8 protein-coding genes are annotated in these 11512 nt (G+C 71.5%); 2 read left to right on the top strand and 6 right to left on the bottom strand.

Going from position 1 to position 11512, the window contains the following annotated elements:
- Positions 1-23 precede the first annotated feature (23 nt).
- The 6 genes from OG295_RS26845 to OG295_RS26820 all read right to left on the bottom strand — a co-directional run bounded on the left by OG295_RS26845 (position 24) and on the right by OG295_RS26820 (position 7760).
- The gene (locus tag OG295_RS26845; RefSeq protein WP_371679204.1) at positions 24-536 is read right to left on the bottom strand and encodes a hypothetical protein; all 513 of its coding nucleotides are present in this window, start codon (positions 534-536) and stop codon (positions 24-26) included.
- A complete protein-coding gene (locus tag OG295_RS26840; protein WP_371679203.1) occupies positions 521-1639 on the bottom strand; it encodes a ParA family protein in 1119 nt (372 codons plus the stop codon). Before OG295_RS26840 ends, OG295_RS26845 begins: the two co-directional genes overlap by 16 nt.
- Before the next feature lie 368 nt (positions 1640-2007).
- Positions 2008-3123, bottom strand: a complete 1116-nt coding sequence (ald, locus tag OG295_RS26835) for an alanine dehydrogenase (protein ID WP_371679202.1) — start codon at positions 3121-3123, stop codon at positions 2008-2010.
- Positions 3124-3275: 152 nt separating this feature from the next.
- A complete protein-coding gene (locus OG295_RS26830; protein ID WP_371679201.1) occupies positions 3276-5240 on the bottom strand; it encodes a tetratricopeptide repeat protein in 1965 nt (654 codons plus the stop codon).
- A gap of 161 nt (positions 5241-5401) precedes the next feature.
- Entirely contained in the window at positions 5402-6040 is a 639-nt protein-coding gene (locus tag OG295_RS26825; protein WP_371679200.1) for an NUDIX domain-containing protein, read from the bottom strand.
- A gap of 73 nt (positions 6041-6113) precedes the next feature.
- A complete protein-coding gene (locus OG295_RS26820; RefSeq protein ID WP_371679199.1) occupies positions 6114-7760 on the bottom strand; it encodes a CTP synthase in 1647 nt (548 codons plus the stop codon).
- A gap of 486 nt (positions 7761-8246) precedes the next feature.
- Between OG295_RS26820 and OG295_RS26815 the strand changes: the two genes are divergently transcribed.
- On the top strand, positions 8247-10052 hold the full coding sequence (locus OG295_RS26815) for a glycoside hydrolase family 15 protein (RefSeq protein ID WP_371681319.1): 1806 nt from the start codon (positions 8247-8249) through the stop codon (positions 10050-10052).
- Positions 10053-10121: 69 nt separating this feature from the next.
- Entirely contained in the window at positions 10122-11504 is a 1383-nt protein-coding gene (locus tag OG295_RS26810; RefSeq protein ID WP_371679198.1) for an FAD-binding protein, read from the top strand.
- Positions 11505-11512: the final 8 nt, after the last annotated feature.

The following is an 11512-nucleotide window of genomic DNA, read 5'->3' as shown; positions in this document are numbered from 1 at the left end:
CCCGGACCGGGCGGCGCGGAGGGTCAGCGGCCGCGCAGGCGGCGGACCAGGATGCTCGCATCGCCGCGGGACTCCAGGTCAGCGAGGACCACCGCCACCGCCTCGCGCACGATGCGCCCGCGGTCGACGGCGAGCCCGTGCTCCCCGCGCAGCACCAGCCGGGCGTGCTCCAGGTCCATGAGCTCCTCGGCGGAGACGTAGACCGTGATCTTCTCGTCGTGCCGTTCACGTCCGCTGGGCCGCCGGTTCGCTCCCCGGCCCTGCCCCTTGCCGGGCCGGGGCGAGGACGCCCCGGCGGCGGTGGCAGAACCTTCCTGCGGCCTGCGCTGCGCGCCCACCGCCGGATCGCCGGCCTCCCGGCCGCCGCGTCCGTCGCCCGTCGTCCTCGTCGTGCCGTCCGCCGGTGCCGCGTGCTCCGTCCCTCCGGCCGCGGGCGCCTCCTCGGCGCCCCGCCGCGGCGAGGACGACTGGAGGGCCATCCCCCCGGTCGTACGGAACAGTTCGTCCGCTCCGGGCAGACTCACTCGGCGGGACACCGGGCGAGCACCTCCCTGGCCAGCTGGCGGTAGGCGGCGGCGCCGACGGAGTTGGAGGCGTACGTGGTGATCGGCTCACCGGCGACCGTGGTCTCCGGGAAGCGCACCGTGCGGCCGATGACCGTGTGGTAGACGTGGTCGTCGAAGGCCTCGACGACGCGCGCGAGCACCTCGCGGCTGTGCACCGTGCGGGAGTCGTACATCGTGGCGAGGATGCCGTCGAGCTCCAGCTCCGGGTTGAGCCGCTCCTGCACCTTCTCGATCGTCTCGGTCAGCAGCGCGACACCGCGGAGGGCGAAGAACTCGCATTCCAGCGGCACGATGACCTTGTGAGCCGCCGTCAGGGCGTTCACGGTCAGCAGGCCGAGCGAGGGCTGACAGTCGATCACGATGTAGTCGTAGTCGGCCATCAGGGGCTTGAGCGCCCGCTGGAGCGTCGACTCGCGCGCGACCTCGCTGACCAACTGCACTTCGGCGGCGGACAGGTCGATGTTGCTCGGCAGCAGGTCCATGTTGGGGACCGCGGTCTTGAGCAGCACCTCGTCGGCCGACATGCCCCGCTCCATGAGCAGGTTGTAGACCGTCAGGTCGAGTTCCATCGGGTTCACGCCGAGACCCACGGACAGCGCGCCCTGCGGGTCGAAGTCGACGAGCAGCACGCGGCGCCCGTACTCGGCGAGCGCGGCACCCAGGTTGATGGTCGACGTGGTCTTTCCCACGCCGCCCTTCTGGTTGCACATCGCGATGATCTTCGCGGGACCGTGGTCGGTCAGCGGACCCGGGATCGGGAAGTACGGCAGCGGGCGTCCGGTCGGGCCGATCCGCTCACGGCGCTGGCGGGCAGCGTCGGGGGCGAGGGTGGCCGCGTACTCGGGGTCCGGTTCGTACTCCGCGTCGGGGTCGTAGAAGTGCCCTTCGGGCACGTTTTCGTAGTCGGCGAAACCGGTGGGCTTTGCGCCGCTCAGGTCGCCGGCCCTGGAGTTCACGTCTAGGCCGTCCATGCTCTTTTGGGGCGTCGTCATGTGCTGGTGGTTTGCGAAGGTGCGGACTGCGACGGAGCCGACAGCTTCGAGCCCGGCAGGACCCTGGCCCCGCTCGGGCACGGTTGCTCGACCACCCCCAGGAGCAAATGTCGACTCATTCACAAGTCGTCTTACCTCCTCGGACGTGACCAGGACACTTATCGATAGGTCAGCGTTGCACCATGCCGACGGTTGGCGACTCTATGGCGTGTCACCGCCCAGCGGCAACACAATCCGCCGGACCCGGCACGATGTGTCGGCAACCGAACACCACTCTGTCAAGGGCGTGCGAGCTGTCGCTGCGAAGTTTCGCGGGTGTGCGAAAGGGTTAAAGGGTTACGTTCGAGGCGAGTTGAGCCGGGTCGTGGGCGACCCCGCAAACGCCTCCGGCCGGACCTTGCGAGCAAGGTCCGGCCGGATACGTGAGATTGACGTCAGTCGTTGACGACTCAGCCGAGCAGCGTGCCCAGCTCAAGGGTCTGCAGGCCGTGGGCCTCGGCGACCGGACCGTAAACGACCTGGCCGTCATGGGTGTTGAGACCCAGCGCGAGCGCCGGGTCACGACGCAGCGCCTCGACCCAGCCGAGGTTCGCGAGCTGCACGATGTAGGGCAGGGTCGCGTTCGTCAGCGCGTAGGTGGAGGTGTTCGGCACCGCGCCCGGCATGTTGGCGACGCAGTAGAAGACCGAGTTGTGGACCTGGAAGGTCGGCTCGGCGTGGGTGGTCGCGCGGGAGTCCTCGAAGCAGCCGCCCTGGTCGATCGCAATGTCGACAAGGACACTTCCGGGCTTCATCTTGGCGACGAGCTCGTTGGTGACCAGCTTCGGGGCCTTCGCACCCGGGATCAGCACCGCGCCGATGACGAGGTCGGCCTCGACGACGGCCTTCTCCAGCTCGTAGGCGTTGGAGACGATCGTCTTGATCTTCGTACCGAAGATCTTGTCGGCCTCGCGGAGCTTGTTGATGTCGCGGTCCAGCAGGGTCACGTGGAAGCCCATGCCGATGGCGATCTGCGCGGCGTTCCAGCCGGAGACGCCGCCGCCGATGACCACGCACTCGCCGGCGTGGGTGCCGGGGACGCCGCCGGGGAGGACACCGCGGCCGCCGGCCGAGCGCATCAGGTGGTAGGCGCCGACCTGCGGGGCCAGACGGCCCGCGACCTCGGACATCGGGGCGAGCAGCGGGAGGGCGCGGTTGGCCGTCTCGACCGTCTCGTACGCGATGGCGGTGGTGCCGGACTCCAGCAGGGCGTCCGTGCACTCGCGGGAGGCCGCGAGGTGCAGGTAGGTGAAGAGCGTCTGGTCCTTGCGGAGGCGGTGGTACTCCTCCGCGATGGGCTCCTTGACCTTCAGCAGCAGGTCCGCGGTCGCCCAGACCTCGTCGGCGGTGCCGAGGATCTCGGCGCCGGCCGAGACGTACTCGGCGTCCGTGATCGAGGAGCCCACACCGGCGTTCTGCTCGATGAAGACCTGGTGGCCGTTGCGGACCAGCTCATGCACGCCGGCGGGCGTGATGGCGACCCGGAACTCGTTGTTCTTGACCTCGCGGGGGATGCCGACCTTCATCGTCGATCACGGTCCTTGGCTCAGGGGATATTACGGGTCACTTCCATACATACCCGCCCACAAGAACGCGCAACGGGATGCACCACGGGAAGCCGCGGTGAACCCAGTCTAATGAAGGATGAGTCGCTGTCTAGCCTTGCAAACCAATAATCTCAGTCGGAAGCACTACGGATTTCGCAGGCTGCGGGGTCATCTCCCAGCAATCTGTCGGCCGCCGACCGGTGCAGCCTGGCGGCCGCCGGGTCGCCCAGCCGGTCCAGCGTGTCGGCCAGCCTGACCTGGAGCGCGGCCTGAAGCCGCAGGTCCCCGGCCCGGCGCGCGAGCTCGATCGCGTCGCGGCAGGTGTGCAGCGATTCCGAGGGCCGTCCGGCGTACTCCTGGACCCGCGCCATCTCGCTCAACGCCTTTGCCTGGCCCGGGACATCGGCGAGCCTGCGGTACCCCGCGGCGGCCGCCCGCCAGCTGCGCAGCGCCTCCCCGTAGCGGCCGGCGTAGGTGTGCACGTTGCCGAGCCGCCCGTACAGCCTGGCCTCGTCCGCGCGCTCCCCGCGCGCGAGGGCGTGGGACAGGGCCCGGCCGAACCAGTCGGAGGCCCGCGGCCAGTCCGCCAGCTCCTGGTACGCGCCGCCTACGGATTCCATCGCGCGGCCCGTCGCGTACGGGTCCGCCGCGGCCTTTCCCGCGTCCAGCGCGGACCGGTACCGCTCCAGGGCCTCCTCGGTCCGCCCGGTCGCCGCGTCCAGATCGGCCAGGTTCAGCAGCGCGGCGGCCCGCTCCCGGTGCAGGCCGCGCCGCTCGGCCACGTCCAGGACCAGCCGGTGCAGGCCGTAGAGCTCGGGGGCGGCGGCCCCCGTGCCGCGGTGCTCGGCCAGCGCCCGCACCAGCGCGGCGACCAGCCTGCGGGCCAGCGTGTCCAGCCCGCCGTCGGCCACCGCCAGGTGGGCGGCGGCGGTCAGCGCGGGCAGCCGGGTGTCCAGCCAGGTGGCGGCGGAGCGCCGGTCGGGGAAGCGCAGGGCGCGCGGCAGCCCGTCGAGGTGCTCGCGCAGCAGGTCCTCGTCCTCTTCGGCCGTGGCCCGGCAGGAGGTCAGCAGCCGTACGGTCCGCTCCAGCATCCGGGCCCGTGCCAGCTGCACCTCGGCGGGGCGCTCCTTGGCCTCCAGCAGGGCCTGGATGAGGGGGGTGAGGCAGCCCGGCAGCAGGAACATGCCGTCGGGTGCGTGCCGTACGAGGCCCAGCCCGACGAAGTCCTCCAGGGTGGACTGCGCCGCGGCCACCGAGCAGCCGGCGAGGGCCGAGGCGGTGTGCGAGTCGAGGATCCCGGCCGGCGCGAGCGGCAGCAGCCTCAGGGTGCGCTGGGCGGGCTGCGGAAGGGACTCGTAGACCAGCCGGAAGGAACGGGCCAGCGGCCCGGCGGTGCCGACGGGCATGTCGTGGAGCTGCTTGGCCACGTCGGCGACGGCGGCCTTCGGGTGCGCGGCGAGCCAGCCCCCCGCGAGGGCCAGCGCCGCGGGCTGCCCGCCGCACTCCTCGGCGAGGCCCTCGGCGGCGCGCGGGTCGACGGTGACCCGGGTGTCCCCGATGAGCCGGGACAGCAGCTCGACGGCGGAGGGGGTCTCCAGGCCGCCCAGGGTGCAGGGGCGGACGTCGGGGATTCCCGTGAGCGGCCCTTCGGCGGTGACCACCACCAGGCACTCGGGGGTGTCCGGGAGCAGGGCGTCGACCTGGTGCGGGTCGGCGGCGTCGTCGACCAGGAGGATCACCCGCCGCCCGGCGAGCGCCTCCCGCAGGACCGCGCTCAGATCGTCCTCCCCGGCCCCGGGCGGGGTGGCGTGTCCGAGCCCCTCCAGCAGGGTCCGCACCGCCCGCTCGGTGGCGACGGTCTCCCCGCCGGGGGTGGTGAGCCGTACCCGGAGCAGACCGTCGGGGTACTGGGGGGCGACCTCGCGCACGAACGCCTCGGCGAGGGCCGTCCGCCCGGACCCGGGCCGCCCCGCGACGAGCAGCACCCGCGCGCGGGGCGCCTTGGCCTTGCGGCCCGAGAGGGTGTCGAGCCCGGTCCGTGCGATGTCCTCGCGCAGCTCCTTGAGCTCACGCCGCCGCCCGACGAAATCCGCCACGGATCCGCTCCTCTCCCTGCCTTCGGGTTGCGAGCGTAGTTCACGCAGAGCGACGACCCGTGGGGAGCGCGGCGGACAGATCGCCCGATCGGATCAGCGGATGGGCCTATTTTCCGACCTGCCCCTTTGCGGGGGGCGCCCCGGCCGGGCGCGGCGGGGGGCTACGCCGTGTACGGGCGGGCGGGCCACGGGGACAGGGCCGGGCGCAGCGAGTCCAGGCCGCCCTCGCCGGCGAGGGCGGCGGAGGCCGCGAGGACCCCCGTCACCAGTCCCGGGTTGCCGAGCTCGCCCGCCAGGATCCCCCGGACCAGGTCCGCGAGCGGCACCCAGGCGACCTCCATGTCGGCCTCCTCCGAGGAGGACTCCTGGTACCGCTCCCCCTCCGCTTCCGCGACCCCGCGTGCCACGAAGATCCGGATCGCCTCGTCGGAGCCGCCGGGCGAGGCGAAGAAGTCGGCCAGCACCCGCCAGTCCTCCGCCTTGACGTGCGCCTCCTCGTACAGCTCGCGCTGCGCCGCGTGCAGCGGGTTCTCGCCGGGGACGTCCAGCAGGCCCGCCGGCAGTTCCCACAGCCGGTGCCGCACCGGGTGGCGGTACTGGCGGATGACCAGCACCCGCCCGTCCTCGTCCAGCGCCAGCACGCACACCGAGCCCGGGTGCACCTGGTAGTCGCGGCGCACCACCGAGCCGTCCGGCATCCGCACCTGGTCCGAGGCGACCGCCGTCTTCGCCCCCTCGAACGGCCGCCGGGTCGCCAGCGTCTCCCAGGTCTCGGACGTGTCCTTGATGACGTTGCCCATGCCGAATGCCCTCCACAACGCACGACAGCCGGGGTACGGATCTTCGTACCCCGGCTGCCTACGTTACCGAGCGTCAGGCCTTCTGCTGGCGCTCCACCGCGGCCTTGACCAGGCCCGCGAAGAGCGGGTGCGGCCGGGTCGGGCGGGAGCGGAGCTCCGGGTGGGCCTGGGTGGCCACCAGGTAGGGGTGGACCTCGCGCGGGTACTCGACGTACTCGACGAGCTTGTTGTCCGGGGAGGTGCCGGAGAAGACCAGGCCGGCCTTCTTCTCCAGCTCGCCGCGGTAGGCGTTGTTGACCTCGTAGCGGTGGCGGTGGCGCTCGTCGACGTACGCGTCGCCGTAGACCTCGCGGACGATGGAACCCTCGGCCAGCTTGGCCGTGTACATGCCCAGACGCATGGTGCCGCCCAGGTCGCCCGCGCCCTCGACGAAGGCCAGCTGCTCCTCCATGGTCGAGATGACCGGGTGCGGGGTGGAGGCGTCGAACTCGGTGGAGTTCGCCTCCTCGATGCCCGCCAGGTTGCGCGCGGCCTCGATGACCACGCACTGCAGGCCCAGGCACAGACCGAGCAGCGGGATCTTGTTCTCGCGGGCGTACGTGATCGCGCCGACCTTGCCGTTGACACCGCGGTCGCCGAAGCCGCCGGGGACGCAGATCGCGTCCACGTCGCCGAGGACCGCCGCCGCGCCGGCCGGGGTCTTGCAGTCGTCGGAGGTGACCCACTTGATCTGGACGCGGGCCCGGTTGGCGAAACCGCCGGCGCGCAGCGCCTCGGTCACCGACAGGTAGGCGTCGGGCAGGTCGATGTACTTGCCGACGAGCGCGACCTTGACCTCGTGGTCGGGGTTGTGGACCCGGTCCAGCAGGTCCTCCCACACCGTCCAGTTGACGTCGCGGAACGGCAGGTCGAGCTTGCGCACGACGTAGGCGTCCAGGCCCTCGGTGTGCAGCACCTTGGGGATGTCGTAGATCGACTTGGCGTCGATCGCGGCGACCACGGCCGCCTCGTCGACGTCGCACATCAGCGAGATCTTGCGCTTGATCGAGGTCGGGACCTCGCGGTCGGCGCGCAGCACGATGGCGTCGGGCTGGATGCCGATGTTGCGCAGGGCCGCGACCGAGTGCTGGGTGGGCTTGGTCTTCAGCTCGCCGGACGGGCCGATGTAGGGCAGCAGCGAGATGTGCACGACGAAGACGTTGTCGCGGCCGACCTCGTGGCGGACCTGGCGGACGGTCTCCAGGAACGGCAGCGACTCGATGTCGCCGACGGTTCCGCCGACCTCGGTGATGACCACGTCGACGTCCGCGGTCGCCATGCGGCGGATGCGGTGCTTGATCTCGTTGGTGATGTGCGGGATGACCTGCACGGTGTCACCGAGGTACTCGCCGCGCCGCTCCTTGGCGATGACCTGCGAGTAGACCTGGCCGGTGGTGACGTTGGCCGAGCCGTCGAGGTCGACGTCGAGGAAGCGCTCGTAGTGGCCGATGTCCAGGTCGGTCTCGGCGCCGTCGTTGGTGACGAACACCTCGCCGTGCTGGAACGGGTTCATCGTGCCGGGGTCGACGTTCAGGTACGGGTCGAGCTTCTGCATCGTGACCCGCAGGCCGCGCGCCTTCAGCAGCGCACCCAGGCTGGAGGCCGTCAGCCCCTTGCCGAGGGACGAAGCGACACCCCCGGTGACGAAGATGTGCTTGGTCGTCATGGATTTGGGCGGCATCGCCAAGAGGGGGCTCCCGTGGTCGCGAGGTGAGGTGCGTCCGGCGCCGTTCCGCGGAGATCCCGGGAGGGTCTCAGGGGGCGCCGAAGCTGCGGTTTCGGGGCTCCTGATTCGCACAGGCAGACCACCGGTCCACGGGGTACCAGCCTATCAGCGCCTCGACGGGTCTGCCTCCGGGCGCGCGGCGCGAGCGCCTCCCACGACTCCCCCATTACCGCCTCAAGACCGCCCTGACCTGCGCATTACCCCAGCTCACCCGTTCAGCCGAGTCACATTGTCCCAAGACTTCAGGAGATCACTAGGGTGCCGTCATACCCTGCTCGGATACCGCTGCACATCGCCGCCGAGCAGCCCGGCAAACGGCGTAACCGCGCCACTTCCGGCAATCTAGGGCTCAACGCGGGGATCCCTGCGCACAGGAGACCGCGCAACAGCGCATTGCAAGCGCCCTACGGGGCGGACGTGGCCGTTCGACTGGAGAGCAACGTGTCCGGGCGCATCGAGGATTACGCACTGATCGGGGACATGCAGACCGCGGCGCTGGTCTGCCGGGACGGGGCGGTGGACTGGCTGTGCCTGCCACGCTTCGACTCCCATGCCGTCTTCGCGAGCATTCTGGGCACCGAGGAACACGGGTTCTGGCGCATCGGCCCGGCCTTCGCGCCGGGCACGGAGCCCCCGCGGGCCGCCCGCCGCCGCTACCGGGGCGATTCGCTGGTGCTGGAGTCGGAGTGGGACACCCCCCGGGGGACCGTCCGCGTCATCGACTTCATGCCGCCCCGCGAGGACCACGCGCCGCAGCTGATCCGCATCGTGGAGGGGGTCAGCGGACGCGTCCCGATGCGTTCGGCCCTGCGGATGCGCTTCAGCTACGGCCGGGTCGTGCCCTGGGTGCACAAGGTCGACGGGCGCACCGTGGCCGTCGCCGGACCGGACTCCGTGTGGCTGGACTCCGGTACGGAGACGTACGGCAAGAACCTGACGACGTACTCCGACTTCACCGTCGGCCCCGGCGACCGGGTGGCCTTCGCCATCAGCTGGCAGCCCTCCCACAAGGGGGCCCCGGAGACGCCCGACGCCGAGGCGGCCCTTGAGGCCACCAGCGACTTCTGGCGGGAGTGGGTCTACCACTGCACGTACCACGGCCCCTACCGGGAGGCCGTGATCCGCTCCCTGATCACCCTCAAGGCGCTGACGTACGCCCCCACGGGCGGGATCGTCGCCGCGCCGACCACCTCCCTCCCGGAGGAGATCGGCGGCAGCCGCAACTGGGACTACCGCTACACCTGGCTGCGCGACGCGGCGATCACCCTGTCCTCGCTGCTGCGCACCGGCTACCGCGAGGAGGCCTCGGCCTGGCGGGACTGGCTGCTGCGCGCGGTGGCCGGCGACCCGGAGAACCTGCAGATCATGTACGGGATCGCGGGCGAGCGGGAGCTGGGTGAGACCGAGCTGGACTGGCTGCCCGGGTACGAGAACTCGGCCCCCGTACGCGTCGGCAACGGCGCCGCGCACCAGCTGCAGCTGGACGTGTACGGCGAGGTCACCGAGGCCCTGCACCTGGGCCACATGACCGGCCTGGCCCGCAACGACTACGCCTCGGTCCTCCAGCTGAAGCTGATCCGCTACCTGGAGGTCCACTGGAACGAGCCGGACGAGGGCATCTGGGAGGTGCGCGGCCCGCGCCGCCACTTCGTGCACTCCAAGGTGATGGCGTGGGTGGCGGTGGACCGCACGATCAAGCTGATCGAGAGCGGGGACGCGGACGGACCTCTGGAGCGCTGGCGCGAGCTGCGCGACGAGATCCACGCGGACGTCTGCGAGAAGGGCTACGACCCGGAACGCAACACCTTCACCCAGTCCTACGGCTCGCGGGAGCTGGACGCCTCGCTGCTGCTGATCCCGCAGATGGGCTTCCTGCCCCCGGACGACAAGCGGGTCATCGGCACGATCGAGGCGATCCAGCGCGAGCTCTCGACCCCGGACGGGTTCATCCTGCGCTACCCGACCGCCGGCGAGGAGGCCGGTGTCGACGGCCTGGAGGGGGACGAGGGCGCCTTCCTCGCCTGCTCGTTCTGGATGGCGGACGACCTGGCGATGATCGGCCGGGTCGACGAGGCCCGCCGCCTGTTCGAGAAGCTGCTGGCCCTGCGCAACGACCTGGGACTGCTCGCCGAGGAGTGGGACCCCAAGCTCCAGCGCCAGGTCGGGAACTTCCCGCAGGCCTTCAGCCACGTCCCGCTGATCGACACGGCCCTGCGGCTGACGGCGAGCGGGGCCTACGGAGGCTGACGCGCGGTCCCGTACGTGCCCGCCTAGTGTGGAAGGATCCAACGCCCCTCTCGGGAAGGGGGGGTGGCCATGGCACCCCTCTCGAAGGCGGGCACGGCTCTTGCCGCGCTCCGCGAGGATCTGGCCGGCGCGGTCTTCACCCCGGACGACGGCGGGTACGACGAGGTCCGCAGGGTGTTCAACGGCATGGTCGACCGGCGTCCGGCCGTCATCGCCCAGTGCGAGGACGAGGCGGACGTGGTCACGGCGGTCCGCTTCGCCCGTGAGCTGGACCTGCCGGTAGCGGTCCGCGGCGGCGGTCACAGCGTGGCCGGCATGGCCCTGGGCGACGGGGCGCTGGTCGTGGACCTGCGCCGGATGCACGAGGTGACGGTGCATCCGGCGGCGAAGGCCGTCCGGGTCGGCGGGGGCGCCACCATGAGCCATCTGGACCGGGCCTGCCAGCCGTACGACCTCGCCACCACCGGCGGCCGGGCCTCCACCACCGGCGTCGGCGGGTTCGTGCTCGGCGGGGGCTCGGGCTGGCTGGACCGGACGTTCGGGCTGGCCGTGGACAACCTCGTCGGGGCGGACGTGGTCACCGCCGACGGCACGTGCGTGACGGCGACCGCCGCCGACCACCCGGAGCTGTTCTGGGCACTGCACGGCGGCGGCGGCAACTTCGGGGTCGTCACCTCGCTGACCCTGCGGCTGCACGAGCTGCCCGCGATGTCGATCGCGATGCTGCTGTACGCGCCCGAGCGGGGAGCCGAGGTCACGGGCGCGTACCGGGAACTCATCGCGTCCGGGCCGCGCGAGGCGAGCGGCGGCGTGATCTTCCTGACCGCCCCTCCCGAACCGTTCGTCCCGCCCCACCTGGTCGGCAGCCTGCTCTGCGCGGTCCTGCTGACCTACGCCGGCCCGGAGGAGGCCATGCGCCGGCTCGCCGCGCCCCTGCTGGCCGTGCCGCACGAGGCCGAGGTCGTCACGGCCATCCCGTACGCCGACCTCCAGTGCATGCTCGACGACCCTCCGGGCCTGCGGAACTACTGGTCCGCCGAGTACCTGACGGGCCTGCCCGACGAGGCGGTGGACGTCTTCTGCTCCCGGGCCGGTTCCATGCCGGTCCCCACCGGCACCCAGCACATCCTGTTCCCGCTGGGCGGGGCCATCGCCGACGCGCCGGACGGGTACCCCGTCCCGTACCGGGACTCGCCGTGGGCGGTGCACCCGTTCGCGATCTGGGAGGACCCGGCCGACGACGAGCGGTGCCGGCAGTGGGTGAAGGGCGTACGGGCCGACATACGGCCCTGGAGCAGCGGGGCGGTCTACCTCAACTTCACCGGCGACGAGGGCGAGGAGCGGGTGGCGGCCGGGTTCGGCGCGGACAACCTGCGCCGGCTCCGCGCGGTGAAGCGGCACTACGACCCCGACAACGTCTTCCGCTTCAACCACAACATCAGGCCCGCCTGACCCTTTGG

Source organism: Streptomyces sp. NBC_01276, assembly GCF_041435355.1.
GTDB lineage: Bacteria > Actinomycetota > Actinomycetes > Streptomycetales > Streptomycetaceae > Streptomyces.
Note: the sequence above shows the minus strand (reverse complement) of the source record. Positions and strands in the feature narration are given on the sequence as shown.

What these genes read in the sequence shown, in the direction of transcription:
- OG295_RS26810 (WP_371679198.1), top strand. Translation starts at nt 10,122, where the DNA reads ATGGCACCCCTCTCGAAGGCGGGCACGGCTCTTGCCGCGCTCCGCGAG.
- OG295_RS26820 (WP_371679199.1), bottom strand. Translation starts at nt 7,760, where the DNA reads ATGCCGCCCAAATCCATGACGACCAAGCACATCTTCGTCACCGGGGGT.
- ald (WP_371679202.1), bottom strand. Translation starts at nt 3,123, where the DNA reads ATGAAGGTCGGCATCCCCCGCGAGGTCAAGAACAACGAGTTCCGGGTC.
- OG295_RS26825 (WP_371679200.1), bottom strand. Translation starts at nt 6,040, where the DNA reads ATGGGCAACGTCATCAAGGACACGTCCGAGACCTGGGAGACGCTGGCG.